Here is a 26,548-nt window from a genome sequence, read left to right on the forward strand (position 1 = left end):
CAGTATTTTTAAATCACCACATCTTCGGAAAACCGAGGTATATGAATCAAAATGGCCTACACAAACATGCAAATACACTACACTGGGGGGCCTCTATCCTTTTCCCTTACTCTCAGGAATGACTTATGAAAACGACCTCTTCCCTGCTTTTTTCACTGTTGATCATCATGCCAGGCATGGCTGCTGCGCAATCGAAGCACCAGCAGGAAGCCCAGGCCATCAATGACGCGAAAGTAACGCTGGCACAGGCAGTGCAAACCGCCGAATCAGAAACCGGTGCCAAAGCGGTCGAAGTCGATTTTGATCGTGAGAACAACGTCTGGTCATATGAAGTCACGACCCTCAAACCGGGCACAAAATATGAACTGGTCATTGATGCCAATACAGGCCAGGTCATCTCCCGCAAGGAAGAGCAAAAGCAATAATGGTCAGACGGGCGCCCGATATATTCGGGCGCCAACCGCCATAACATATGGCATTATCACAGTAACAATAGCAAGATTGCCAGCGGGCCATTCTGCGATCACGACCCGGATATGATGATTCTGATAGCACGGGTATGATTGCGCCGTTTTTATCAGGCAAGGAATGACCGCTTTACCCGCAAGCCCGCAGATTCTGCGGACGACGGTATCCGACACCGCTACCCTAGCGACCAATAATCGCCGCCTGCTCCTCCCCCGCCTTCACATGAAAATCCGAATACGGGTCCTCCTGCTCGATATTGATACGCATACGGGTGGGTTTGATATTCCCGAAAATAGTGGCAAAAGGCGTGTCCTTGGCATCATTGCCGCGCGCAATCACCACCAGATTATCGGGCGGCGCCAGCCTGGTCGGGTCAAACTTAATCCATCGCCCGCCCAGGTAGGCTTCAAAAATCGCGTGAAAATCCTGTGGGGGTTCCGCAAAATAGATATACCCCACGCAAAAGCGGGCAGGTATATTCAGAGCACGGCAAAACGTGATGGCCAGATGGGCAAAATCCCGGCATACGCCCTTGCGCTTTTCAAATACATCAGCGGCTGACGTGGTGGAATCTGAACACCCTACTTCGTATTGAATATTTTCCTGTATCCAGTCAATCATCGACTCAACCAGTGCAATGCCGTCGCCCTGCGCACAGAAAAGCGCCTGCACCTGAGCGGAAAGCACATCCGATTCGCAATATCGACTTGGTCGCAGGCAGGGAATGGTTTTCTTTGGCAGTCGCGCAATGGGATAGATAGCAGCCTCGGCCGGTCGCCTGGCATTGTTGGTCACAACACGAACCGAGTAATCGACATGGATCGTTCCTTCTTCAGCAGGAAACGATACAAAGCGTCCACCCACGGCATCAATATTTTTCTGAAAACGCACAGGCGTCCTGCTGCCATTGTTTTCAGCATAATCCACACTCAGGTGCTCTTCCAGAATCAGCTGGCTTTTTTTGGACGCCAGCATATTCAGAAAAAACTCACTTGCCGAAAAAATCTCATATTCCAGCGACGTTCTAATTGTTGACACCAGCATGGCTGCACACCCCACCTATGTAAATAATTAACCGGGCACTCGATGGCTGACGCTATGTAGCGGATTCAGACTGCCGCTCCCATGAACAATGCGGATCAGGCACCCACATGACCAACCCGGACACATTCTCGTTCAGCTTGCGAGACGCTCCAGAGGCGCAACGGCTGCGCCTTTGATACCATGCCTGTTCATCGCGTCCTGAATAAACCCGCTGCTTTTCATCTCTTCCACGAACGCGGCCAGATACGCCACGGCGTCTGTTCCCCGACTGCGCGGCACGCCCATTGCCTGACGAATGGTCATGAAGCTGCCGGGGATCAGGCGCAGTCCGGAATGCCTGGATGCATCGGCCTCCAGTTGCTGCCGAACCCCTGCCGCCACATCCGTCTGCTCGCTCAGAAACGTTTCAACCACCGTCGGCGAGGTAGGCGCTCGCGTAATTTCAGCGCGCTTGAGTTCACGACTCAGAAACAGGTCATATGCGCTCCCCTTTCCTACTGTAACTCGGATACCCTCCTGGTCAACCGCCTCCAGCGAATGAATCGCGGATGCTTCCCGCACCAGATAGGCACCTTCAATGTGAATATAGGCAGCGGTAAAAGCAATGTCCGCAGCACGCAGTGGATCAATAGCAAAAAAGCCGATATCCGCTTTATCTTCGGACACGATTTCAACTGAACGGCCAGCACTCTCAAGCACAATCAGTTCAAGCGGCACCCCCAGCCGGTCGGCAAATGCATGTGCCAGGTCAACAGAGACCCCGGCAGGATTGCCCTGGGCATCGCGTCCGGCAAGAATGGGATTCCCCAGATTGATAGAAGCGCGCAACTGGCCTGTGGGCGTGAATGCAGAAACAATAGCGGAGTCAGTTTTCATAGGATAGGCAAATAATAAATATTGATTTCAGGCGAGGGAACGGGCAGCATGCTCGCTACAGCACAGGTTAATACGAATGGGTTCAAGCGTATCGCCAAACCAGGCGTTGATGGCGGCCAATCTTTCACCCACATAAAAAGGATCACCGGATTCATTCAGTTTCATACCCAGATCATGACCCGGCACCAGCAGCGTACCAGGAACCCGTTTCCAGATATCCCATATCCGTTTCAGCGTGTCTGAGCTGGCCTGCACATCGCAAGTGTCATGGACGCTACCGGACAACAGTTCGGCCCGGTTCTTGGCCGCATCCCCGGTAAATAGAATGGCCTGACCCGGCAGGTCAACATAGAATAGCAGATGCCCGGGCGTATGTCCCGGTGATGCGACGGCTGTCATACCAGGCAAAATGGTGTCGCCATCGTTAACCCGTCGTACGCTGGGCGAATGAATCCGTTCACGCACGTACAGTTCAGGCAGAGGGTTGAACCCCGGCGGCTTGATTGGCGTATTGCTGCAACAGGCGGAGTACGTCGGCATCAATAGCAATGCCTTCGGATTTCTGGCGCGCCAGATTATTCAACTCAATTTCTCCGGGCTGAATAACAGGTCGTGCAGGATCGGCTGGTGGGCTGTCATGCAAAATAGCAGCGAAGTCGGTCATGCGTTCGGTCAGCCACTGTACTGAGCCAAGCTTGCGGGTATCAATCAGAATAAAGAAATGCCCCAGATTCTGAGGTTCGTCAGGCGCATCAACCCAGGATTTAACATGCGTCAGATAGGCAGCGTTCGACAACAACCCCGCAAACAAATCCACCATCAGCGCCAGGCCATATCCCTTATGTCCGCCTATTGGCAGCAAGAACCCGTCCAGTGCTTCTTTAGGGTTCGTCGTGGGCCTGCCCGATGCGTCTGTTGCCCAGGTGTCGGGAATCTCGCTGCCAGCCTTGAGTGCATTGCGAATTTTGGCGCGGGCAACGACGCTCATGGCCATATCAAGCAGAAAATGCCTGCCCGCCGGATTGGGTACGGCGAAAGCGATAGGACTGTTGCCAACCCGCGCATCCGTCCCTCCCCAGGGAGCAATTGTGGTAGTGGCATTGCTGCCGATAATACTGGCAAATCCGGCCTCTGCCGCAATCAGACCATAGGGCGAGATCGGGCCAAAATGGTTGCTTTGGCGTGCAAATGCCATTCCAATGCCGCAATCCTGCGCTGCTTCCATGGCTGCCCGCAGTGCGTGCATACCAACCAGCGGACCAATCCCGTTATCCCCATCGACCAGGCGAAGACCTGCCGCTGGTTTATCCACTGTGATATTTGCGTTTGCATTGATGCCGCCCACCTGAATGCGGGAACCATAGGATTCGATCCGGCTCAGGCCATGCGTTGACAGCCCGAATAAATCGGCCAGCACCAGAATTTTCACAACATCAGCAGCGGCATTGGGAGCCAGGCCCAGGTTTTGAAAGGCAGCAATGCCAAGTGCTGTCAATTGGTCTTGCGGAACAAGCACCTTGTCATTTGTTCTTGTGTTCATATGGGTTTCCTAAGAAATAAAAGTAACTATTCGACCGAAAGTTTGGCGCTGTGTACTACTTCGCGCCAGCGCCGCTCTTCGGCATCGATAAAGGCAGCAAACGCTTGCGGGCCTGCACCGGATATCTCACTTGAGTCGTATTCCATACGCTTGCGCACTGACGCCGATTTCAATGCCACAAGCGCAGACTGATGCAAGCGTTCAATGACACCCTCCGGCGTTCCGGCGGGGGCCAGCAGACCGAACCATTGCGAGCTTTCAAAACCCGGATATCCCTGTTCCGCTACAGTTGGAATATTCGGTAAAACAGCAAGTCGTTTTTTGGAACCCACGGCGATGATTTTTATTTTTCCTGCCTGCGCAGACGGCAGCAAGCCCGGTGTCCCTGCTGCCGCAGCATCAATAAAACCGCCCAGAAGATCGTTCAGCTGCGCACCCGTGCCTTTGTAAGGAACATGGACCACATTGATGCCTGTCGCGATCTTGAGCATTTCAAACGCCAGATGGCCGGCACTGCCATTGCCCGCCGAACCATAGTTCATGACGCCAGGCCTGGTTTTTGCAAGTGCCACGAATGACGGAAGATCCGTTGCACTCACACCGTTGCCCAATGCAAAAACCATCGGAAGCTTGGCCAGCAACGTGATTGGCGCAAAGTCCCGGCGAGGGTCATACGTCAGCTTGGGGATCATGGACGGATTCACTGCCAGGGTACCAACGTGCCCCAGAATCAGGGTATAGCCATCAGGTTTGGCGCGAGCCACTTCGGTTGTCGCAATCATTCCCTGGGCACCGCCCTTGTTTTCTACAACAACCTGCTGTCCCAGGTCCTTGGACATTTCCGAAGCGACTGCCCTGGCGACAACGTCAGAACTCCCGCCGGGTGCATATGGCACAAGCAGACGAATTGGGCGCTCCGGCCAGGTTTGTGCCTGCGTCGCGGCAACCGGAAGCAGCAACAAGGTGCTGCTTAAAAAGCAAACCAGGGATTGGCGGAACGACATGTTTTTTTTCATTGGAAAGTCTCCTCACGGGTATCACGAGTTATGGCATTGGCTATGTAATATGATAGATAGAGGCCGAATATGAAGTAAAGTGCAAAAATTCGATTGATTATTGATGAAAACGCATGAAATTCGATTTGATTGATTTACGGACCTTCCTCGCGGTCGCGGATCTCGGCAGCTTTCGTGCTGCGTCAGAAGCCTTGCATTTGTCGCAGTCTGCCCTCTCACGCCGCATCGACAAACTGGAGGCAGCCCTTGGCGTGCAGCTGTTGCTGCGCACGACACGCAAAGTGGAATTGACGACAGTCGGGCGTGGCTTCGTTCCCCGCGCGCGCAATGTACTCAACGAACTGGAAAACGCACTCGTGGGAATACAGGAAGTATCGGACCGCCTGTCGGGGCTGGTAAGCATCGCCTGCGTGCCGTCGGCGGTGGCCTACTTCCTTCCGGGGGTGGTCCGCACGTTTCATGAACGATATCCTCGCATCCGCATTCGCATCATCGATGAATCATCTTCACAGGTCTTGACCGCCGTGGCACGAGGAGAAGCAGACTTCGGCCTGACCTACATTGGCGTCAATGATGCAGACATTGAGTTCACACCGCTGCTTGAAGAACCGTTTGTTGTCGCGGTTCGTCGCGATCATCCTCTGGCAAAGCAGAAGACGGTTGATTGGGCAGACCTGAGCGCCTACGAGTACATCAGCCTTGCTCAGGGTAGCGGCAACCGCTTTCTGATCGACCAGGCGCTGGCGCATGGCAAGGTTCGACCGCGACATTTTTGCGAAGTGCAGCATGTGCCTGCGCTGGTGAGTATGGTGGAGGCGGGGTTAGGGGTGGGGGTGGTGCCACGACTTGCGATGCCCGGTGCAGAGCATGCCTCTCTGGTGAGCTTGCAGCTATGCAATCCTCAAGTAACCCGCAGCCTGGGATTGATTCACAGACGAGCCAAGGAACTGAATCCAGTGGTCAAATTGTTCTATGATTTATTGGTGAGCAGTGCGCATACACGATGATTTGACTGGTTTGCCAACAGCGCCAACGCATGTTGATTTGGCATCGATCTAAGGCCAGAAACCACATCATCAAAGAGGAACTGCACTATCACGCAACTGGTGTAACTAGCGCAATACCTCGACAGGAATTCTTCCACAGGTACGGGTTCGAACCGTAAACCTCCTCGTGAAGTACTCGGATACTCTACCAGTTGAGCTACCTGTGGATTTCCTATTCTCCGACAAACCGATGAGCACATCAACTCAAAACGGGAGTGTAAAAATATATAACAGAAATGCCTATTGCGGGTTACTCAGAACCGTCGAACACACCCTCCTTACGAAGCAGGTCGGACACCCAATGCTGAAAGATGCGAATGCGTGCAGGTACGTTACGCCGCCGTGCGTAAAGAAGTGTTAACGGCATCGAAGGCGCACGAAATTGCGGCAATACTTCAACCAGCTCCGCCGAGTCAAGCAGATCGCGCACATCAAATGCCGGGATCTGGATCAGCCCCATGCCGGCGAGCGCAGCAGCCAGATAGCCTTCCACATTATTCACTGAAATCACACTTGTCATAGGCACCACTTCCAGTTTGCCATGAGCCACATATTCCCAGGCAGGCATGGCTGTCGGAAACCGCGAAGTATAGTTCACCACCTGATGCGCCCCCAACGCTTCTGGCGTTGCCGGTGTGCCCATGCGTGCAAGATAGGTCGGACTGGCGCACGTAATAATATCGATCTCACCGAGTTTTCTGCATATCAGATCGGAGTCGCTCAGTTCACCCACCCGTATGACACAGTCTATCCCTTCCGAAACCAGATCCACCATGCGGTCGGTCATGCTCACTTCCAGCTCAACATCAGGATGCATCGTGATCAATGAAGGTAAGGCTGGAATGATGATACGCCGACCAATCCGGCTGGGCATATCAATTCTGAGGCGACCTGTCATCTGCTGTGAGGTTGGATGAAACATCTGTTCGGATGCTTCAATGGCATCTACAATTTCTCGCGCAGTCTTGACGAACTGCGTCCCCTCAAAGGTAGGCGTCATGCGGCGTGTAGAGCGACGCAAAAGCTGAACACCCAGCCGATCCTCCAGTTCCTGGATCAGCGTAGAGACAGTTGAACGCGGCAAGCGGAGCGCCTCGGCCGCGCGTGTGAAATTGCCGCTTTTCATCACCTGGATGAACGCCTGCATCTGCCTGATCCTATCCATAAGTACTCTATTGTTCGTAAATATTGACGTAAGACGTCAACAATAACAGCTTTATTTGAGATTTGCGATCAATTAATCTGTATGGCAAACGTGGCAATACGTCGCGTCCCACAACTCAGAGGAAAAAGCTATGTCCCGCAATTCAATCGAAGGAAAAGTGGTTCTCATCGCAGGTGGCGCAAAAAACCTGGGCGGACTGCTTGCGCGCGAATTTGCGCAGCACGGCGCGAAAGCCGTAGCCATTCACTATCACGGCAGTCAGGCTAAAACAGATGCAGACCAGACGGTTGCCGCCATTGAGCAGGCTGGCGCCAAGGCCATTGCACTTCAGGCCGATCTGACCAGCGCCGCTGCCATGGAAAAACTGTTTGCCGACACCATTGCCGCAGTAGGACGGCCGGACATTGCCATTAACACAGTTGGCATGGTGCTGAAAAAACCGATAGCAGAAGTCACCGAGCAGGAATTTGATCAGTCCAGCGCAGTCAACGTAAAATCTGCTTTCTTCTTTCTTAAGGAAGCGGGTAAGGCTGTGAATGATAACGGCAAGATCTGCACACTGGTTACCTCCCTGCTGGGTGCGTATACGCCCTTTTATTCAGCCTATGAAGGACTGAAAGCCCCCGTTGAACACTTCACTCGTGCCGCTTCCAAAGAGTTTGGTGCGCGCGGCATTTCGGTTACCGCCATCGGCCCTGGCCCGATGGACACCCCCTTCTTCTATCCGGCTGAAGGCAAAGAGGCCGTGGAATATCACAAGACGGCGGCGGCATTGTCGCCCTTCTCCAAAACCGGCCTGACAGATATTGAAGATATCGCGCCATGGGTTCGATTCATGGTCTCTGAGGGCTGGTGGATGACCGGTCAGACGATTCTGGTCAATGGTGGCTACACCACAAAATAATGTGCAGCTGGTCTGCACTGCAACCACCTGAACAGTCGCCCAAAACAGGACATTGATCTGACTGCTGGCAACTGTTCAATTCCGCAGGAACGAGCGAGCTGTCCCGGTTTAAGCGGCTATGCAAAAACCATGATCAATGATTTAATAAACCTTCATTCATTTTCAGGGGAGAAAATATAGTGCATCAACGATCGTCAAGTAAAACCATCGCCGCAGCCAGTCTTGTGCTCGCCAGCCTGCTGAGCGGATGTCAGGCACTGGACGAAATGGAGGCAGATGAGTATCGCAAGGAATGCACAACCCTGGGCATTCCGCCTGGCTCCCCTCAATTTGATCAATGTATGCTGCAACAGCAGGCACTCAATGAACAAGCAACCGAGAGTTCGCTGGACCGGATGCAACGAAACGAAGCTGCCAGACACAGAAAATAGCCTGCTATCCGAAATATTTCATTTGTAATAATTAACGACAGATGATGCGTCCTCCGGACAGGTTACCGGGGGACACGAGTTGATCATTCAAAAAAAGATTGATCTGGCCGGCGCGATAATGATTTGGCATCTGTATAGCGTCGCCTCACACCTTACCCATTACCGAGATAACGTACCGATTCCGCTGCTGGCGTCGCACGTACACCGACCACACTTACACCGACGGATCTGAATAAAGTTCGTTGACGACAATTAATGTTATGTTATAACATACTAAATAATCATTCAACGCTAACCAGGATCGTGTCTCTCATGAGTGTTACATCGAAATTAATCCAGATTGCCCTCTTTTCTTGCGCGCTGACCGCGAGTGCCGGCGCTCAAACACATGATCATGACCACGCCCACGGTCATTCACATGATCACGCGCATGGCGCGGAAGACAATAAGAAAACGGCAGCAAAAGGCTATTTTGAGGATACCGATGTAAAGGATCGCAGCCTGTCCGATTGGGAAGGCGACTGGCAGTCCATCTACCCGCTCTTGCAAAACGGCTCACTCGATAGCGTAATGGCGCACAAGGCTGAGCAGAAAAAAGACAAGACCGCCGACGAATACAAACAGTATTACAAAGCCGGGTATAAAACCAATATTGATCGCATGGTCATCAAGGATGACACTTTCACCTTCCATCAAAACGGCAAAAGCTACAGCGCCCAATATAAATATGATGGCTACAAAATTCTGACATATGAAGCCGGCAATCGGGGCGTGCGCTACCTGTTTACCAAGCAACAGGGCGAAGCGCAGGCACCAGGATTTATCCAGTTCAGTGATCACGTCATAGCTCCGAAAAAAGTCAGCCACTTTCATATTTACTTCGGCAATGACGGACACGAGAAACTCAGCGAAGAATTACACAACTGGCCCACCTACTTCCCATCTTCGTGGAAATCCAAAACCATTGTGCATGATCTGATGTTCCATTAAGACAGCAACGGCCCGCCCCGCCGCCCTACCCGGCCCTGGCGGGCGTCACTTTCCCTGTCGCTCTTCAGGCAGGTTTATCACACAAAACTACGCGGCTTCCTTCCAGCCTGTCTTTGTGTCCTCAAAGACAAATTTTTCTTCCGGCGCTGAAGCATCCAGCTCAATGAGTTGCGTCAGGACATCGCAAACGGCTTCATTGCCATCGAGTTGCGCCAGATATATAAACTTGACGAGGCGCTGGATCGAAACTGGAATTCGGCCGCGGCGTTCCCACAGCAAAACCGTCTGTTCAGAAGCACCAACGATTAGTCCCAGACGCGCCTGAGACAGGCCTAACTCCTTTCTGAGAAAGCGCAGTTCATCACTGCTTAACTACCCTTTGAGAGCCAAAGCGCGGCCAATAGCATGATGAAGCTGATCAGCATCAGATATAGAGACGGCTGGCTGACTGTGGATTACCCGCTCTGTATATCCATTTGTAAGCCATACGTTACTTAGTCCGGACTCTGTGTAGTGATGCATATCATTCATCCTAAAAAACGGTAATAACCGCTAAATAACCGCCGTTTTCTTCACGCTCAAGGGCGACTGCGACGTTAATTTGATCCGCCGCAAGGCCTGTTAAACGGTAGAAAGTCCTAGAGAAGCCAGATAATTCCGATAAAAAAAACCATGACTCCGTTATCCTGCTTGGGTACACACTAAGCCACTTCAATGTTACCATCAGTAATATTTAGACGCATTCTAGAAAATATCATGGTACAAGATATAATACCGGCCACGATACTGCACCAACAGGCAGAGGAAATCACTCGACTCATCAGATATGGAACGCCATATCTACGAAAAGATAGTTTTGAATATCGCCACTTATGGCGGGACGCTGATCCTTTACATATTGTGGAAATTCTCGATGCAACTAACACCACCGACGCGGTGATAACCAGGCTTCTTGATTGCGCCGGCAAAGTGCTGCGCAATCACAGGCTAATGCCGATCGGATCCAATGAACAAAGTTTCACGATTGACAGCTTAGGAAAATGCGTACATTTCGAGCTCGCCGTTACCGCACCCGTCAAGGAAGTTTGCCGCATGAATTTCGAACTAGCGGATATGGTCGCTCGTGATATTGAAAAAATTCCGGATGGATTCCACGTTAGTTTTAAGTGGGCCGGACAATGAGTATTAACTATCGCGCGTTTGTAGACTACGCACGACAAAATCTCAAGGCAAGTCATAGTGAAATCAGTGTACGATGCGCGATCAGTCGTGCGTACTACTCAGCCTATCATCACGCTTTTCAATTTCATGCATCACTACCATCGCCAGGATCTCCTTCCCCCGAGAATTACGGCCGACATGAGCTCTTAATCCAGCAACTGATAAATCCAACCGTTCCCTCACAATCGGACCGTTTAAAATCAAGGTCCCTGGGCTATATTCTGCGTATTTTAAAAGGCAGACGAATGAAAGCCGACTATCAGCTGGATTTAGACATCGCACCAAGCGAGGCACATCAAACAATCATAGAAACAGATCGCTTAATGTCGTAGTCAGAATGGGCATCCAATGCGAACACAATTGATCGCGCTTTGGCTCGACATCATATACGGGTTACCGCTGCCAACAATTGCCAATAGACCAGCACGAGCCTGCCCCGCCCCGTTAAGCTCAGGCTTGGCGCTTCCTGTCGATCAAGGCTTGCAGCTCGTCCATTACTTGCTGATGCAACATACCCGGCCGATTATCTACCACTGCTTCATGCACTGCGGCTCGAGACCATTTATCATACGCTTCCGGATCATTGGCAAGTATGTCGGCCGCATCGGCCTTTAGCTTTTCATCTACGCGGATGTGTAACATGGATGTTTGAGCGGCCATCGTCATTCTCCTGGCGTTGTATTTGTCATTATTATGTATTTCATGCGAGCCACATTCAAGAACCGAACACCAACAAGAGATACCGTTCTGAAATTAAGAGTGAGAGTTTTGCTGCTTTTTCAACCATCAATTCGCGCACAGATAGCTTTTCTATCGTAAGCGCCAATGAATCCGATTTCCAGCTAAATTGTCGTGTACAGGCCAGTAGCTCAAAACGCGTAATGGACATAGGATTGCTGGACTGCCTGTATGCTATAAAAAGCACACACGTTCTTCAAATCTCAATAACCGCGCTATAAAATATTGATCATTCAACGCAATAAACGTGATAGGAATTACGACTACATGTGCAACATTTACATTCCGCTTCGCTCTATATTAGCCAATATTTGAGTGGTCTCGTCTGTACATTGTGTATGTTATTTTCCGTTAAACCGAGGTGAGAAGATGCGTAAATCTCCTGAGACTATCGATCTTGTACCTGTTGGCAATGAGAACTTGTCCGCTACAGAGTTCATTGAGTTGGTGAAAACCAGTAAACATTTAATTAAAAAATCCGAGATTGTCCCCCCTGTCTTAGGGAAAAAGGACTTCGGTTCTTTTGATGTTAGTTACAACAGGCCGATTTATAAACCATTTTTTGGATTTAAACCAATTACGCGATGAGCAACATTCAGCCTAAAAACAATCAAAACAGGGCCCCATTGAATGAAGCAACGCTTAATAGGCTTATCGATAATCAGGCTCGAGATCAGGAACTGAAAGCCAAGGAGCTAGCGATTCGGGAAAAGGAAATCGAGCATCAGGCGAAGTTTGCCAGCAGGATGCTCGATGCTCAAATTGGAGATAGAACGTCGGAACGGGCCCACATCCAAACCACCGTTCGCTATCAACTGATATTCCTTGGAATAGGGTTCGTAATTTTGATGGTGTTTTGTGCTTACGCCTTACATAATGGCAAGGACGCGCTAGTCGAAAAGGTCGTCACTATCACAGCAAGTGTTGCGGCTGGAGCATTTGGCGGATATGGCTACCGGGCTTATAAGGAAAAACCGTCGGACCAGGAGCCTTAAATTATCACGTACTGGGCGCAAAAACAAAAAAGCTAGCCGAGGATTGATATCTTAGGCCATGGCTGGCTTATTAACCTGAATCACTTTAACTCTGAATGCAAGCAAACAAGCGTTAAAAGTTCGTGCTAATCATCCATAAACTGGAGCATTTTCCGCGGGTGATTGATGAACGCTTTCATGACCTGGAACGTTTCGGTCTCTTCGTATGACACAGCTTGGATGCCATCTGATGAACATTGGTAGATGATCGAATCCGGATAAGCCAACAGAATGGGCGAGTGAGTTGCGATCACAAACTGAGACCCGTCCTGTATGAGATCGTGAATACGGTATAGCGCGGCCAATTGACGTTGAGCAGACAATGCCGCTTCAGGTTCATCCAGAATATACAAACCATTCCCATGAAACTTATGCGTCAATAACGCCATAAATGATTCGCCGTGCGACTGTTCATGCAAAGACGTCCCGCCGTAGTATGCCTCCACGTCAAGATTTTCAATTTCGGTTGCCACATTAAAAAAACTTTCTGCTCGCAAAAAGAACCCCGTCTTAGGGCTCACGCCCTTGGCAATGCGCAGGTGATCCGCCAATGTGCTATGCGATGCCCTTGTGTTGAAATTGAAATTCTTCGTTCCACCCTCTGGATTGAACCTGTTTGCAACGGCGATTGCTTCCAACAAGGTCGACTTGCCTGATCCGTTTTCCCCGACGAAATAGGTTATTTTTGGATGAAAATCCAAACGATTGAGGGATTTGATAATAGGTAAAGAATAAGGATACTCCTGACGTGATTGCACGGAGTCGTGACGAAATTCCAAATGGAGCAAAAACTGTTTTTTAATTACCATTAAAAAAAATGCTATGTCGATCGTTTAAGAATACGGATCATTTGTCAATGAAAAATCCGCTTTGCATTATTACCGGACTGGGTACTCTGCAGCTTAAGCTAAGCGCGCTTGTGTTGCTCAATATAAAAATTAATATCATCTTCTGAATAGCCTAAGATTTCTCCTATTTCCCTTTCAACCGCTTCGCTATAACCTCTACTCCATGGAGGCTGCATCAATTCAACGAGTCTTAATGCTTTGTCTTTTGCACCAGGAACATATACCACTATATTCTCGTACGGCCCGTCGCCTAGCAAACTCAATATTCTGTTTTTCACTGCAGGAGGCAATTTCAACAAATTTTCATTCTCCTCAGCCCCAAACTTTATGGATTGAAATACTCCATCTTCAAGACATTTTTTCATCGTCTGGAAATGTTCTTGGGGATAATCGAAGGAAAAATAGGCTACCTCCTTTTTTCCAGCGAGCATCAGTTCTGCTTCTCGCAACTCATGGGGACCTATCTTTCCTTTTTTTTTACGATTTCCAAAACTCATTTTATTAAAAATATCAATAAAAAACATTAATGGGAAAATAAAAATATGGGGGGCGTAAGATTATCGCTTTGACGATACATGCAATACGCCCCTCGAAGTTTCTCTTCTGTTAAAAATTTCCAGACAGTACCCGAATTGGGTTCACTGCGCTATAAAAGCGATTTATAGCATATGGTCGATTAACGTCAGATTAACATACTCTATTTTTCAACGGACCGCCTCCACTAAAAAAGCTATCACCACTGCACCACCTGCAATCGCTATTTCCGCCATCGCTTTGTCGGTATTGAACCGCGTCGCCGTGCGACGCAGGCGTACCGGATAGAGGTCTTTGAAGCCCACGACGGCGGCGTCAGCCAGCGCAAACTGACTCGTACGCACCGCATTGGCAGCGCCACGGTTGAGCGCTGGTATCAGTCGTTCGTTAAGCAGCGGGTCTCGGAGTTGTCCGGGCGAAGCTGCCCGCAGATACTGGGCATCGATGAGCATTTCTTCAGCCGCAAGCACGGCTACGCGACCACGCTGGTCGATCTGAAGAACCATAAAGTCTTTGATGTGGTGCTGGGACGCTCAGAGGCCAGCCTGCGCAGCTTTCTGAAGCGCCTGCCCGGCAAGGAACAGGTGCGGGTGATTGTGATGGATTTGTCCGAAACGTACCGCCAGATCGCCCGGCAGTATTTTCCGAATGCGATTATTGTGGCAGACCGGTTTCATGTGATTAGACTGGTGAATCAGCATTTTATGCAGATCTGGAAGCAACATGATCCTGTCGGGCGCAGAAACCGGGGCCTGATCAGTCTGATGCGCCGTCATCACTGGAAGCTGAGTCGGGAGCAGAAGGAACGGCTAGAGCACTATCTGGCCCCGTATCCGGTACTCCGGTCACTGTACGCAGCACGCCAGCAATTGAACGGCTTTCTGGTGCAAAAGAATATTCGGGCCAAACAGATTAAAAGACTGCTGCCCCAATTGCTTAAGCTACTGGAGCAACTGGCCAGCAGCCCCGCACGGGCATTGGCTGGCACACTCCAATCATGGCTGGAGCCAATTGTGAGGATGTGGCGGTTTTCCAAATCTAACGGCATCACCGAAGGCTTCCATACTAAAATGGAAATGCTATCGCGTCGTGCGTTTGGGTTTAGGAATTTTGAGAATTACCGCTTGCGAGTACTGGCACAATGCGGTTGGAATGGAGTGATTAACAGAGTTTGGTGAATGCCCATCCCCCGTTTATGGCGTAGAGCCTGCCCATGCGGGGCGCACAAAACAAAAAAGGCTAGCCCCAAAATTGAGCTAACCTTTTGAATTCTTTGGCGGAGCGGACGGGACTCGAACCCGCGACCCCCGGCGTGACAGGCCGGTATTCTAACCAACTGAACTACCGCTCCGCAGCGGTAAAACCTTTCAAACATCCTGCTTACGAAGCAAAGTGTCTGGCGTCCCCTAGGGGATTCGAACCCCTGTACCCACCGTGAAAGGGTGGTGTCCTAGGCCTCTAGACGAAGGGGACAGGACTGTACTAACTTTTCTCAAACCCGTATTTACGTTGGCTTGTAAACACTGCCTGAAACTTCTAACCAGTGATTTAAGAATCCAAGATTCTAGCATATCTTCCGGTCACTTGCCAACAACTTTTTGAAAGTTTTTTGGTGGAGATAAGCGGGATCGAACCGCTGACCTCTTGCATGCCATGCAAGCGCTCTCCCAGCTGAGCTATACCCCCACACGTCTCAACTAATGTTGTTTAGCGAAGAAGCGGAATTATGACTGCTTTTGCGCGCTTGTGCAAGTGTTTTTATCGATGCAATAAAAATACAACAATTTAGCCACATATTCAGACGCCTTCCCCGCCAATATTCCCGACTTTACGAGTCGCTTATCACAATCGCATTGCGAACGCGACGCCCCGCCAGCAAAACATCCGAGGCCGTAAGGCCGATGGGACCGGTCCCTTCTTTCACCAGCAGATCGGCCGCAGCACCGTGCAACCACACCGCACCCGATATAGCCTGAGCCGCTTCAATGCCTTGCGCCAGGCATGCCCCCAGCATGCCCGCCAGAACATCTCCTGTACCGCCCGAGGCCAGCCCGGGGTTGCCGGTATTGTTCACATGCGTATCGCCCTGTGGCGAGCAGATGACGGTTTTATGGCCTTTCAGTACCGTCCAGGCATCGTATTTTCTGCTGATGGCCACGGCTGCACGCGCCCGGCCCTGTTGCACTTCCGCCACGTCACAATCAAGCAATCGTGCCGCCTCCAAAGGATGCGGCGTGAGCACCAATACACGATTACGTGCGCCGGCGCCGATTTTGCCCTGTGCCAGCAACGTCAGGCCGTCAGCATCCAGCACCAGAGGCATATCAAACGTGGCCCGAAAGACCTGATACAACAGGCCCAGCGATTTCTCATCCAGTCCCATGCCTACCCCGGCGACGCACACAGTCATCTGACCCGAACGCAGCAGTTGCTCGGCACGTTCCAGCATAAGCTCAGGATGCGCAAGGTCAACTGCAAAAGGCACATCATCAACGAAGCCGATTTTCACTTTACCGGCACCCTGCATCAGGGCAGCCCGGCCGGCCAGCAATGCCGCGCCCGTCATACCGGGCGCCCCGCCGATCACACCGACCGTGCCGAAGCTGCCCTTATGACTATCCGGCAAACGGGGGCGACACAGCGCGGGAAAATGTTGTCTTGCGTGTTCGATGCTCATAGTGCTCCTTTGTCATTACAGGGACCAGGCTAAACGCCCTTGCAGCACAACGACAGGCTTGCGCCGGCACCATAGCGGTCTGGGCATTTTTTGTCTTTCAGCGCAATGACAGCACAGTCGCACGGGTCCGTCAAGGACCGCACTGGGTTCGACCAGCAAGCGGAATACTTAAGAGGTCAGCAGCACCCCGGGGAACACGCCCGATACAGCCCAATCACAACCGAAATACCAGCCCTCAACCGCTACCCGCAAGGCGGCAACGGGCGCGACGGCGCGACAGCATTTCCTGGTTTTATTTGCTTGCGGATCGCATCCGCTGACGGCTATTGATAATATGCATGCGCATGGCGGCACGGGCAGCATCGGCATCCTGTGCAGCAATGGCGTTGAAGATGGCCTCGTGCTCCATGTTCAGCCGTTGCTGGTACATGGCTTTTTCCTGATCGAAAATCGCCAGGCGACTACGCGGTATCGCGTGTTTACCCAGTTGGCGCAGCAGATCCAGAAAATGCGAATTGTGCGTGGACTTGGCAATCTGCTCATGAAACTGAAAGTCGACGTCCACAGAAATATCACGGGAAATATCTTCCTTAACCAGTGCACGCAAAATGCGCTCAAGTTCCGCCAGCTGTTCATCGGTGCGCCGCTGGGCGGCAAGACCTGCGGCCTCCGATTCCAGACACGCCCGCACCTCCAGCACCGCAGCCAGTTCCTGCGTGGTACCGGGTGAAATGGTACTGCGGTCAAAAATCACATCTTTAACAGTCGGCTCGCGCACAAACGTGCCTACACCGTGCCGCGTTTCAACCAGACCACGCGCCTGCAATTGTGAAATCGCCTCGCGGATCACACTTCTGCTTACGCCGAAAGCCTCGACGAATTCAGATTCTGTCGGCAGTTTTTTCCCCACTTCCAGGCTACCCGACTGTATTTTTTCGGTCAGTTGCTCGACCACTTCATCAGAAAGCGTTCTGCCTCTTTTTTTAATTGGGCCGGCGTTAATCAATAGGCGGGTTGACATAGGTACTGTGGTCACCGTGAGAATAGTTTGGTTACAGGTAGGGAAAGTATGATTTTAAAACGTTTTCCTCAAAAAACGGCCCGAACACCGCTGGCCTCCGGGATTGTTCTGCGCCAGTAGAAAAATAACACACCTGCGGGCGCCCATCCCGGTGATCGAAACCGCACCTTCAGGTAACCGGCGCGGGATTGAACAAGACCAAAGAATTGTGCAATTTGAGCTTTTCGGCACAGGATTGCTGACGACCGCTGGCTATGGCAATCATCATATCAAACAGCTCCTGGCCAACCTGCTCAATGGTGGCCTGGCCCGTGGCAATCCGCCCCGCATTCAAATCCATCAGATCAAACCAGCGCCTTGCCAGGCTATCGCGGGTCGCCACTTTGATAACCGGTACTGCCGCCAGGCCATAGGGCGTACCCCTGCCCGTAGTAAAAACATGCAGATTCATGCCGGCAGCCAGTTGCAGGGTGCCACAAATAAAATCGCTGGCCGGCGTCGCCAGGAAATTGAGTCCCTTGCCGGCAACCCGTTCACCAGGCGCCACCACGCCGCTAATCGCCGAGGTGCCCGATTTCACAATCGAGCCCATCGCTTTTTCCACAATATTGGACAAGCCGCCGCGTTTGTTGCCCGGACTGGTATTGGCGCTGCGATCTGCCCCGCCCCGCTTCAGGTAGTCGTCATACCACTGCATTTCACGCAGCAATGCCTGGCCGATTTCCGGCGTGGCGGCGCGTGCGGTTAACTGGGCAATGCCATCACGCACTTCGGTCACTTCCGAGAACATGACTGTCGCGCCGGCCCGCACCAGCAGATCGGTCGCATACCCAACCACCGGATTGGCAGTCACGCCTGAAAAAGCATCGCTGCCGCCGCACTGCACGCCGACCACCAGTCCCGATAACGGACAGGGTTCCCGCTTACGCGCATTCAATTGGGCCAGACGCCTTTCGGCCTTTGCCATGATTGCCTCAATCATGCTCGCAAAGCCGACATTTTCTTCATCCTGCAGCGTAATCAGGTAGGGATCGTCCTGTGCAATAGGAATACTGCCTGCGGGAAACAATTTCGTTGCCTGCAGCTTTTCGCAGCCCAGACTCACCAGCAGAATCTGACCGCCGAAATTCGGGTTCAGACTCAGGTTCCGCAGGGTGCGAATCGGAATCTCGGCATGAGGGGCGTCGATCGCCACACCACAGCCATAACCGTGTTCCAGGTAGACCACATCATCTACATTCGGATAACGCGGCAATAATTCTTCGCGAATTTTGCGTACCGCAAATTCAACAACGCCGGTAACGCATTGCACGGTTGCACTGATGGCCAGGATATTGCGGGTGCCAATCGTCCCATCAGCATTGCGATAGCCGTCGAACGTCAGGCCCGTTAATGGCGCTGCCTCACCTGGCTGACGTGTCGCCAATGGCAGATCATCCAGCGATGGTGCCTGCGGCATGCGCAGCATTGCCTCATTGATCCAGGTACCCGCGGCAACGTCGCTCAGCGCATGGCCGATGACCACGCCGTAGCGGATAACCGGTGCATCTTTGGGGATCGCCTGCAGCGCAACCTTGTGCCCCTGCGGCACCGCAGTCTGCAATGTCAGCCCACAGGCAAAAACGGCACCAGCCGGCAACCCGCCTTCGTTGACAACGATAGCGACATTGTCCTGATCACTTATTCGAATATATAAAGGCTTAAGTGCCTCCTGACTCTGTTGTGTCTCTTCCAACTTCATCCTCACCGGTAAACGGACGAGTCCGGCCTGTTCATACCTGTGCTATGCCTCCCGCAAGCCGACAGGCTTAGCGCAGATCCGAGGCGTTTTGACACCGGACCACAGACTCGCCTATAACAAACTATTGAGCACCCAACTGATGAATCAGCGCAGCCAGCGCCTCACTCTCCTGTCGGCTCAGATTGGTCAGGGGCGCCCGCACGCCGCCGGCATCATGTCCGACAATTCTGGCACCTTCCTTCACAATACTGACCGCATAGCCCTTGCAGCGGTTGCGAATCGCTGAATACGGAATGAAAAATTCCGATAGCAGCCGGTCAACCGTTGTATGATCTCCCGCTACGATAGCACGATAAAAGTCCATCGCCGTTTTTGGAATGAAATTGAACACAGCCGATGAATAAACGGGTACACCCAGCGCCCGGTAGGCCGCCGCGTAAAACTCGGCAGTAGGCAGCCCACCAAGATAAGACAGGCGATCACCCAGGCGACGACGGATCGTGACCATCAGTTCAATATCACCAATGCCATCCTTATAACCAACCAGGTTCGGGCAACGTTCGGCCAGTCGCTCCAGTTGATCGGCGTTAAGGCGGCACAATGACCGGTTATACACAATCACGCCCAGCCCTACGGCCTTGCATACCTGCTCTACATGCAGCGCCACACCATCCTGATCGGCTTCAGTCAGGTAATGCGGCATTAGCAGCAAACCCTGAGCCCCCGCCTTTTCTGCTGCCTGCGCATAGCGGATAGCCAGCCGGGTACCGCCCCCTGCCCCGGCGATGATCGGCACTTTACCTGCACATACCTCCACTGCAGTACGTATCACATTTGAATACTCTTCCGGTTCAAGCGAAAAGAACTCGCCCGTCCCGCCTGCCGCAAACAGTGCACTGGCACCATATGGCGCCAGCCATTCAAGCCGACGCGCATAGCCTTCGGCATTGAAATCACCCTGTTCATCAAAATCGGTAACCGGGAAGGAAAGCAATCCTTCGCTAACGGTCTGTTTCAATTCCTGTGGATTCATGAGTACCCTGTCGTTGATAAAAAGAAACGCAGCGCAAGTGCCGCAAGATATATGACAATCTGCTTATCATCTTTATGTTGTATGACATCTTATTTCATTTGTTCATGTCGGACAAGTAATTTGTGGCGGAATGTGGAAAAATGGCCGGCCTCACGCACCGAATCTCTGCATTTTTAACCTATCTCTCACATTTGGCCACCTTATCATCACCCGGACATCCTCCCATCACCCGGACATCCTCCCATCACCCGGACATCCTCCCTTCCCTTGCGTTGGCTCAGCCAGCGCCCCAAAAGCATTGGTGCAAATACGGAATGATCACGTAAAATCACAACATGAACATCTGTCCACAGTAAGATAGGGTTTGTTCGGCAACCCTCCCGCGCTCCGCCGCTACCGTTACTCGTTGTCATGGCCCATGCTCAATAACGAATTGTTCCCCCATCCCGCTTTCACCCTGCCTGCGGATACACTGGCGCGCCTGCAAGGCGGCGTTCACGCGCTCGGCAACAATCGCCTGACCGATAGCGCCGCCAGCAAGCCCTTGTATTACCGGTTTATAGACTCACCGGTAGGCCCCGTGATTATCATGTGCTCGGAAAAAGGCGTGGTGCTGCTGGAATTTCTGGAAACGATTGAGACAATCACCAAGGAAATCACCGATCTGCAAACCCGTTACGGCTTTGCCCTGAGCCGGCAGGATCATCCAGGCCTGGATGTGGTACAGCAACAGATTGATGAGTATTTCTCCGGCCGGCGACAAACATTTGCACTCGCGCTGGATGCGCCCGGTACCGCTTTTGACGAAACCGTCTGGGCCCATTTGCAGCGCATTCCATATGGCAGGACCTGCAGTTACGGTGCTCTGGCCAGGGAGATCGGCAATGGCGCGCACGCCCGTATCGTGGGTTCAGCCAACCATCGCAACCGTATCAGCATTGTGATTCCCTGCCATCGGGTGATTGGCGCCGACGGCTCCTTAACCGGTTACGGCGGCGGGCTGCCGCGCAAGCGCTGGCTGCTGGAGTTCGAAAGCGTACAGGCCTGCTCTACCCCGCTTGCAATATGACATTCATGATGCCTGTCCACGACCTGACGCCTGTGTCGCGAACGCGCCGCCGCTGTGCATTCATCGTTATCGATACTGTGCAGGGTTGCCATCACAGCCGCAATGAATGGCCTGCAACCTCACCTCGCTGGCGGATGGTGCGCTGATGATCCCGACATGGCTGACCGATGACTGGTTGTGGAACGGACTGTGGGCCATTTATATCATTGTGATCGGGCTATGGGTGGTGCTGCAAAAGCGACCTCCCGTGTCCACCCTCACGTGGATCCTGTTTCTGAGCTTTGTGCCGGCGCTGGGCTTTGTGATTTATTATTTTTTCGGCCCGAAAAAAATCACCCGTAATAAAATTAATCGCAGCATCAGCAAACATCTTATTGAACGGGACGACACACTATGGAATGTACGCATCCAGCCGTCTGGTTTGACCGAACAGCAACGCCCTATCCATGACCTGGCCCTGCAGATTACCCACTATCCGCTGAGCTACGCAACCAGTTATCAATTGCTATCGGGCGGTGAAAAAACCTACGACCGTATTTTCGAGGCGGTGCGCAAAGCCGAGCATTACATCTTTCTGGAATACTATATTTTTGAACAGGATCAAACCGGCACTACCCTGCGCGATCTGCTCACTGAGCGTGCACAGCAAGGCGTCAAAATCTATCTGATTGCCGATGCCATTGGGTCGTTGCGCCTGAACCGCCGTTTCATGCGGCCATTGATCCAGGCCGGCGCCAGGCTGACCTTTTTTCATGACATCAGCCTGAAGCATTTGCTGTCATTCATGAATTTGCGAAACCACCGCAAGATTGTGATCTGTGACGGCGCGGTAGCCTTTACCGGCGGCATCAATATCAGTGACCAGCAGGATCGGCGCCGCAACAAGCGGGCTTTTCACGACGTTCATCTGGAACTGACCGGCCCCGTCGTTTCCTGGCTCGAAACCATTTTTGTCGAAGACTGGCACTATTCCACGCACGACCTGTCGGTCCGCCATATGCTGCGTGAACACTATCGTGATCGCCTGGAACGTCTGCAGGAACAGGCAGAAGACGATGCGGGCAAGGCCGCAGCCACCAGGCGCCTTGCCCCCGACAACGCAGACCAGGACAGCCAGCCGCCCCCACCCGCGCCACAATGGATTCGCACCCAGATCATTCCATCAGGACCGGACTTTGACTACGCCTCCATTTTGCGCGTGACCGTTGATGCCATCCAGCGTGCGCGCCATCGCGTCTATCTGACCACACCCTACTTCGTGCCGGACGCCACATCAGCGCAGGCGCTGACCTCTGCCTCTCTGCGTGGCGTCGATGTACGCATCCTGCTGCCTAAACGAACCGACAATTATGTCGTGACCAAGGCAGCCCAATCCTGGTTTGACGATCTGGTGGCCTCGGGTATCCGGGTCTTCGAATATGGTCCCCGCATGCTGCATACCAAAAGCATGATCGTGGATGACGACATTTCCTTCATCGGCTCGGCCAATTTTGATAACCGCAGCTTTTACCTGAACTTTGAAGTGAGCGTGTTGTGTTACGAACGCGCAGCAAACCAGGCGCTGCTGGAGGAATTCAATGCCTCCATGCAGCATGCGCAGGAAGTGCAACTAACCCATCAGCCCTTCTTTTCCAGGCTGAGCAAGGCGGTCGCTCGCCTGTTTTCGCCCCTGCTTTGAGCGGCAGGTACCCGCCGTGAATCAAATCGCCTGACGATCTCAGCGCCGACGCGACCATCCGGGGTATGACAGCAACGTCACCGAAACCTGTAAGCCAGGCGTCACCGTGGTAACCTATACTCATTCTTCCATCCGTATTAATCGATTGAGATCGCCCACTATGCCTACTTCTTCATCCAGCACGTCAGCCACCGGCCACACAGACGCGACGTTCGACGCGGCCCTTACCGAAACCCTGCAGGATAGTACCTTTATTTTTGAAGGCAAAATCATCAAGGTAACGGTCGACACCGTGGTCCTGCCCAACGGCAAAACAGCGACGCGCGAGGTGGTACGACACTGTGGCGCGGTCGCTGTGCTGGCCATCACGCCCGAAGACAAAGTCATCCTGGTCAGGCAGTTCCGCCACCCAACCGGCGGCCCGCTGCTGGAAATCCCGGCAGGCAAACTGGATGTCGACAATGAGCCGCCCGAACAATGTGCCTATCGTGAGCTGGCCGAAGAGACCCCCTATACGGCGGGCGGCATGACGCTGATACACACTTTTTATACGGCACCGGGCTTTTGCGATGAATTGATGTACGTGTTTCGCGCCGAAGGCGTGCGCGAGGACAGCACCCTGAATGCCGATGACGATGAATTTGTGCAAACGGTATTGATGAGCCGCGACGAAGTGCGCCACGCCATTGAAAAGCAGGAGATCCGTGATGCCAAAACACTGGTGGCATTACAATCGTGGTTGCTGGAAAAATAATTAAGCGCCAGATGCATAGACGAGCATGCGGCACCTTCGCCGCATGCTCGCCGCGCCAACAGCGCCATCTCTCAGGGTGAAAGCCCCACGCTGCCGATATCGTCGGGGCTGGACAGGCTAAGCAACTTGGTTTCAGTCTGCGCCAGACGTACACCCGCCGTCGCAAAAATAAAACCATCAACCGGCGCAGTGACGGGCGTCACCGTTAGCGCGACCGGATCCACGATTTCAGCCAGCAACTGATCGCGTTGCACCCACTGCCCTGCCGCAACGTGATACACCACAATACCGGCACAAGGCGTAACCACATAGGCCAGCCCGCCCAGCGGATGTGGCTCGCAGCGCAATGGCGGCATAGGCGCTACCTCGGCTGCGGGTAGCTGCAGATAGCCCTGTTGATTCAAATACTGAACAAGCGCGTCTGCATCATGCCGGGCGTACTCATGCGTCAGATCACGATCACCGCGCAATTCAACCGTCGCCGCAAAACAAGGCAGCGGAATGTTCGCTTCCGGATAGACGCTTTGCAATTTCAGCCAGGGGGTTGACACCATTTCATCAAACGAACATGACAGGGAGTCTTCGGCCAGCAACTGGCATTCGCTCTGCAAATAGCGGGCTAAGGGCTCGCCACGATCCCACACCTGCGGCAGAGTGTACACATGCATGACCGCTCGATTATCGCAATGCAGGTCCAGCACGATATCGGCGTCACATGCCATTTTCAACAGCGTGATATGCAACTCGTCAATCAAACGGGCAGGCGCCATTGCGTCCAGCACATCCCGCATTTTGCCGCGAATCAATGCCAGATTGGCCTGGGCGTCTGCGCCTGGTTTTTCACGACTGTTCTGCAATGCGGTCAGCAGGTTCTCATAGAGCGGGACGCCGGTAAGACGATTGAAATTCTGTCCGGTAGGCAACTGGAAGCGGCCGATATGCTCATAAAAGACGCTTTGCGACAACCCGATAGGATTGCAAAACGGCACCAGGATAATTTCACAGGCAAGCGCGCCCTGCTTTTCCAGTTCCTGCAAGCGACGGTTCAGGTAAAAGGCCGCCAGCGAGCCGGGTAGCTCGTCTGCATGCAGGCTTGCCTGCATATACACCTTGCGGCCGGTATCGGTCGGCCCGAAATGAAAGGCATTGATTTCAAAGGAAGCACCAGGAGCGCTTAATGATAGAACATGTTTTTTTGCTGCATTATGCTTCCGCCATATGTCGGGAATTCAGATGAACCAGATAGCGCTGCTCGATTTTACGGAAGATAAAGACCAGCACAAAATTGAGCACCAGATAAATACACGCGGCTGCCGAATAGGCAATGAACGGCTGATAGGTATTGGTCACAAACAGGCTGGCCGCACCGGTAATTTCCATCATGGCCACCGTCGAGGCCAGCGCAGTGGAATGCATGGTCATGATCACTTCGTTGCTGTAAGCCGGCAGTGCGCGCCGCAGGCTGGAGGGCAGAATAATGCGGCGCATGGCATTGCGGCGATTCATGCCGTAGGCGCGCGCCGCTTCGATTTCGCCTCTGTCGGTATTCTTGATCGCACCGGAAAAGATCACCGTTGAATAGGCAGCCGTATTCAGTGTCAGGGCAACCAGCACCCAGATGAAACCTTCCTTGAGAAAGCCGAAGCCGGGCTGCGACATGAGCTGGCCTACGAAGTTAAAACTGGGGATACCGTAATAAATAATATAAATCTGCACCAGTAGCGGTGTACCGGTAAAAAAGTAGGTAAAGGCATGCACCAGGCGCGCGGCCGGCGTATGCTGGCGCTGGTGAATCACCGACAGGGGAATGGCCATGCACAACCCTGTCACCACCGACAATGCCGTGAGCGTAAGCGTTAGCGGCGCTGCCTGCAAACAAGTGACCAGCGCATCCAGAAACAGGGAAATCGTTTCAGACATGCGCGTCCTCCCGAACAAAACCGCGCTGGTAATGTTTGTCCAGATAGCGGAAGACATACAGCGATACGGTTGTGAGCAGCAGGAACAACAGCGCCGAAACAGTGTTAAAGACAAAAGGCAGGTGTGTTGCACTACCGGCCTGCTGCGCAATACGCGTCATATCATCCAGGCCGATAATCGATACCAGCGCAGTGGCTTTGGTGAGCACCAGCCAGTTATTGCGCACGCTGGGTAGTGCAAAGCGCATCATGAGTGGAAACGTAATGCGTCGCAGCACCTGCATTCCGCGCATGCCATAGGCGTGGCCCGCTTCGATTTGCCCATAGGGAATAGCCATAATGGCGCCACGGAAGGTTTCGGTGAAATAGGCGCCGAAAATAAACGACAGGGTCAGGACACCTGCAGCAAAAGGGCTGATTTCGAAATAATCCAGGTCCCAGGCCTCGGTAATGGCGTTCAGGCCGATTTGCGCACTGTAGTACACCATCAGCATCCAGATCAGGTCGGGCACACCACGCACCACACTGGAATAAAGCCAGCCAAGCCGAGACAGCAGGCGATTGCGCGACAGGCGCATATTGGCCCCCACCAACCCGATAATGACAGAAATCACCAGCGATAACACGGCAATTTCGAGTGTCAGTATGGCGCCCTGCAAAATGCGGGGCAAATACTGACCGATCAGACTTATTTCTTCCATCCTGTTTCCCATTACATGGCGCTGCGCATACTTTTTGACTATACACAACCCATTCGTTGCAGTGCCTGACGGGCAAAGAACATGATTATTGGCCGGCCAG

Annotated in this window: 29 protein-coding genes and 4 tRNA genes; 12 read left to right on the forward strand and 21 right to left on the reverse strand. The window is 52.6% G+C overall.

Going from position 1 to position 26,548, the window contains the following annotated elements:
• Positions 1-125 precede the first annotated feature (125 nt).
• On the forward strand, positions 126-425 hold the full coding sequence (locus MIM_RS14720; protein ID WP_025373525.1) for a PepSY domain-containing protein: 300 nt from the start codon (positions 126-128) through the stop codon (positions 423-425).
• Between the two features lie 223 nt (positions 426-648).
• Here MIM_RS14720 and MIM_RS14725 read toward each other — a convergent pair whose 3' ends face one another.
• The 5 genes from MIM_RS14725 to MIM_RS14745 form a co-directional block, all read right to left on the reverse strand.
• Positions 649-1,506, reverse strand: a complete 858-nt coding sequence (locus MIM_RS14725) for a transglutaminase-like domain-containing protein (protein ID WP_245592752.1) — start codon at positions 1,504-1,506, stop codon at positions 649-651.
• 138 nt (positions 1,507-1,644) lie between these two features.
• Complete coding sequence (locus MIM_RS14730; RefSeq protein ID WP_025373527.1) at positions 1,645-2,388, reverse strand: ABC transporter substrate-binding protein; 744 nt, start codon at positions 2,386-2,388, stop codon at positions 1,645-1,647.
• Positions 2,389-2,415: 27 nt separating this feature from the next.
• The gene (locus tag MIM_RS14735) at positions 2,416-2,928 is read right to left on the reverse strand and encodes an MBL fold metallo-hydrolase (RefSeq protein ID WP_025373528.1); all 513 of its coding nucleotides are present in this window, start codon (positions 2,926-2,928) and stop codon (positions 2,416-2,418) included.
• Positions 2,861-3,928: an Ldh family oxidoreductase gene (locus MIM_RS14740; RefSeq protein ID WP_025373529.1), complete on the reverse strand. Its 1,068-nt coding sequence runs from the start codon at positions 3,926-3,928 to the stop codon at positions 2,861-2,863. Before MIM_RS14740 ends, MIM_RS14735 begins: the two co-directional genes overlap by 68 nt.
• A 26-nt stretch (positions 3,929-3,954) precedes the next feature.
• Positions 3,955-4,944: a Bug family tripartite tricarboxylate transporter substrate binding protein gene (locus MIM_RS14745; protein WP_025373530.1), complete on the reverse strand. Its 990-nt coding sequence runs from the start codon at positions 4,942-4,944 to the stop codon at positions 3,955-3,957.
• Between the two features lie 113 nt (positions 4,945-5,057).
• On the opposite strand from MIM_RS14745, the gene MIM_RS14750 reads away from it, so the two are divergent.
• A complete protein-coding gene (locus MIM_RS14750) occupies positions 5,058-5,951 on the forward strand; it encodes a LysR family transcriptional regulator (RefSeq protein ID WP_025373531.1) in 894 nt (297 codons plus the stop codon).
• Between the two features lie 132 nt (positions 5,952-6,083).
• Here MIM_RS14750 and MIM_RS14755 read toward each other — a convergent pair.
• Positions 6,084-6,157: transfer RNA gene (locus tag MIM_RS14755), tRNA-OTHER, on the reverse strand.
• 83 nt (positions 6,158-6,240) lie between these two features.
• Complete coding sequence (locus tag MIM_RS14760; RefSeq protein ID WP_025373532.1) at positions 6,241-7,155, reverse strand: LysR family transcriptional regulator; 915 nt, start codon at positions 7,153-7,155, stop codon at positions 6,241-6,243.
• 130 nt (positions 7,156-7,285) lie between these two features.
• Here MIM_RS14760 and MIM_RS14765 point away from each other — a divergent pair, with 130 nt between their 5' ends.
• From MIM_RS14765 to MIM_RS14775, 3 genes are all read left to right on the forward strand, one after another.
• The gene (locus MIM_RS14765) at positions 7,286-8,059 is read left to right on the forward strand and encodes an SDR family oxidoreductase (RefSeq protein ID WP_025373533.1); all 774 of its coding nucleotides are present in this window, start codon (positions 7,286-7,288) and stop codon (positions 8,057-8,059) included.
• 179 nt (positions 8,060-8,238) lie between these two features.
• Positions 8,239-8,490, forward strand: a complete 252-nt coding sequence (locus MIM_RS14770; protein WP_025373534.1) for a hypothetical protein — start codon at positions 8,239-8,241, stop codon at positions 8,488-8,490.
• 312 nt (positions 8,491-8,802) lie between these two features.
• The gene (locus tag MIM_RS14775) at positions 8,803-9,480 is read left to right on the forward strand and encodes a metal-binding protein ZinT (RefSeq protein WP_025373535.1); all 678 of its coding nucleotides are present in this window, start codon (positions 8,803-8,805) and stop codon (positions 9,478-9,480) included.
• A gap of 87 nt (positions 9,481-9,567) precedes the next feature.
• Here MIM_RS14775 and MIM_RS23225 read toward each other — a convergent pair whose 3' ends face one another.
• On the reverse strand, positions 9,568-9,759 hold the full coding sequence (locus MIM_RS23225) for a hypothetical protein (RefSeq protein ID WP_025373536.1): 192 nt from the start codon (positions 9,757-9,759) through the stop codon (positions 9,568-9,570).
• A 477-nt stretch (positions 9,760-10,236) separates the two neighbouring features.
• On the opposite strand from MIM_RS23225, the gene MIM_RS14785 reads away from it, so the two are divergent.
• Positions 10,237-10,662 (forward strand): hypothetical protein, encoded by a 426-nt coding sequence (locus MIM_RS14785; protein ID WP_042070380.1) that lies wholly within the window; start codon positions 10,237-10,239, stop codon positions 10,660-10,662.
• Positions 10,663-11,151: 489 nt separating this feature from the next.
• Here the strand turns inward: MIM_RS14785 and MIM_RS14790 are convergent, their stop codons facing one another.
• Positions 11,152-11,361, reverse strand: a complete 210-nt coding sequence (locus MIM_RS14790; protein ID WP_042070382.1) for a hypothetical protein — start codon at positions 11,359-11,361, stop codon at positions 11,152-11,154.
• Positions 11,362-11,808: 447 nt separating this feature from the next.
• Between MIM_RS14790 and MIM_RS14795 the strand changes: the two genes are divergently transcribed.
• Both MIM_RS14795 and MIM_RS14800 read left to right on the forward strand, forming a co-directional pair.
• Entirely contained in the window at positions 11,809-12,027 is a 219-nt protein-coding gene (locus MIM_RS14795; RefSeq protein ID WP_025373538.1) for a hypothetical protein, read from the forward strand.
• Positions 12,024-12,434, forward strand: a complete 411-nt coding sequence (locus MIM_RS14800) for a hypothetical protein (protein ID WP_025373539.1) — start codon at positions 12,024-12,026, stop codon at positions 12,432-12,434. The genes MIM_RS14795 and MIM_RS14800 overlap by 4 nt, the downstream gene beginning before the upstream one ends.
• 125 nt (positions 12,435-12,559) lie before the next feature.
• Here the strand turns inward: MIM_RS14800 and MIM_RS14805 are convergent, their stop codons facing one another.
• Both MIM_RS14805 and MIM_RS14810 read right to left on the reverse strand, forming a co-directional pair.
• A complete protein-coding gene (locus tag MIM_RS14805) occupies positions 12,560-13,282 on the reverse strand; it encodes an AAA family ATPase (protein WP_025373540.1) in 723 nt (240 codons plus the stop codon).
• A 98-nt stretch (positions 13,283-13,380) separates the two neighbouring features.
• The gene (locus MIM_RS14810; RefSeq protein WP_144084653.1) at positions 13,381-13,818 is read right to left on the reverse strand and encodes a hypothetical protein; all 438 of its coding nucleotides are present in this window, start codon (positions 13,816-13,818) and stop codon (positions 13,381-13,383) included.
• A 285-nt stretch (positions 13,819-14,103) separates the two neighbouring features.
• Here MIM_RS14810 and MIM_RS22575 point away from each other — a divergent pair, with 285 nt between their 5' ends.
• A complete protein-coding gene (locus MIM_RS22575; RefSeq protein ID WP_042070384.1) occupies positions 14,104-15,033 on the forward strand; it encodes an ISL3 family transposase in 930 nt (309 codons plus the stop codon).
• A 96-nt stretch (positions 15,034-15,129) separates the two neighbouring features.
• On the opposite strand, the gene MIM_RS14820 is transcribed toward MIM_RS22575, so the two are convergent.
• The 7 genes from MIM_RS14820 to kdgD form a co-directional block, all read right to left on the reverse strand.
• Positions 15,130-15,206, reverse strand: a tRNA-Asp gene (locus tag MIM_RS14820).
• Positions 15,207-15,252: 46 nt separating this feature from the next.
• A tRNA-Glu gene (locus MIM_RS14825) sits at positions 15,253-15,328 on the reverse strand.
• Positions 15,329-15,465: 137 nt separating this feature from the next.
• Positions 15,466-15,541 (reverse strand) — tRNA-Ala (locus MIM_RS14830).
• Positions 15,542-15,683: 142 nt separating this feature from the next.
• Positions 15,684-16,532, reverse strand: coding sequence for an NAD(P)H-hydrate dehydratase (locus tag MIM_RS14835; protein WP_025373544.1), 849 nt, complete (start codon positions 16,530-16,532; stop codon positions 15,684-15,686).
• 292 nt (positions 16,533-16,824) lie between these two features.
• Positions 16,825-17,553: a FadR/GntR family transcriptional regulator gene (locus tag MIM_RS14840; RefSeq protein WP_025373545.1), complete on the reverse strand. Its 729-nt coding sequence runs from the start codon at positions 17,551-17,553 to the stop codon at positions 16,825-16,827.
• Between the two features lie 169 nt (positions 17,554-17,722).
• A complete protein-coding gene (gene garD, locus MIM_RS14845) occupies positions 17,723-19,294 on the reverse strand; it encodes a galactarate dehydratase (RefSeq protein ID WP_025373546.1) in 1,572 nt (523 codons plus the stop codon).
• Positions 19,295-19,415: 121 nt separating this feature from the next.
• Positions 19,416-20,327 (reverse strand): 5-dehydro-4-deoxyglucarate dehydratase, encoded by a 912-nt coding sequence (gene kdgD, locus MIM_RS14850; protein ID WP_025373547.1) that lies wholly within the window; start codon positions 20,325-20,327, stop codon positions 19,416-19,418.
• A 418-nt stretch (positions 20,328-20,745) separates the two neighbouring features.
• On the opposite strand from kdgD, the gene MIM_RS14855 reads away from it, so the two are divergent.
• From MIM_RS14855 to MIM_RS14865, 3 genes are all read left to right on the forward strand, one after another.
• Positions 20,746-21,396, forward strand: a complete 651-nt coding sequence (locus tag MIM_RS14855; protein WP_025373548.1) for a methylated-DNA--[protein]-cysteine S-methyltransferase — start codon at positions 20,746-20,748, stop codon at positions 21,394-21,396.
• A gap of 106 nt (positions 21,397-21,502) precedes the next feature.
• Entirely contained in the window at positions 21,503-23,074 is a 1,572-nt protein-coding gene (locus MIM_RS14860) for a phospholipase D-like domain-containing protein (protein WP_052342321.1), read from the forward strand.
• Between the two features lie 160 nt (positions 23,075-23,234).
• Positions 23,235-23,828 (forward strand): NUDIX hydrolase, encoded by a 594-nt coding sequence (locus MIM_RS14865; protein ID WP_025373550.1) that lies wholly within the window; start codon positions 23,235-23,237, stop codon positions 23,826-23,828.
• A gap of 71 nt (positions 23,829-23,899) precedes the next feature.
• Here the strand turns inward: MIM_RS14865 and MIM_RS14870 are convergent, their stop codons facing one another.
• The 3 genes from MIM_RS14870 to MIM_RS14880 are packed head-to-tail and all read right to left on the reverse strand — an operon-like array spanning position 23,900 to position 26,448.
• Positions 23,900-25,057, reverse strand: a complete 1,158-nt coding sequence (locus tag MIM_RS14870; RefSeq protein ID WP_322786694.1) for a succinylglutamate desuccinylase/aspartoacylase family protein — start codon at positions 25,055-25,057, stop codon at positions 23,900-23,902.
• Positions 25,032-25,748, reverse strand: coding sequence for an ABC transporter permease (locus MIM_RS14875; protein ID WP_025373552.1), 717 nt, complete (start codon positions 25,746-25,748; stop codon positions 25,032-25,034). Before MIM_RS14875 ends, MIM_RS14870 begins: the two co-directional genes overlap by 26 nt.
• Positions 25,741-26,448: an ABC transporter permease gene (locus MIM_RS14880; RefSeq protein WP_042071528.1), complete on the reverse strand. Its 708-nt coding sequence runs from the start codon at positions 26,446-26,448 to the stop codon at positions 25,741-25,743. The genes MIM_RS14875 and MIM_RS14880 overlap by 8 nt, the downstream gene beginning before the upstream one ends.
• Between the last annotated feature and the right edge of the window lie 100 nt (positions 26,449-26,548).

Origin of the sequence: Advenella mimigardefordensis DPN7, from assembly GCF_000521505.1 — a bacterium.
GTDB lineage: Bacteria > Pseudomonadota > Gammaproteobacteria > Burkholderiales > Burkholderiaceae_B > Advenella > Advenella mimigardefordensis.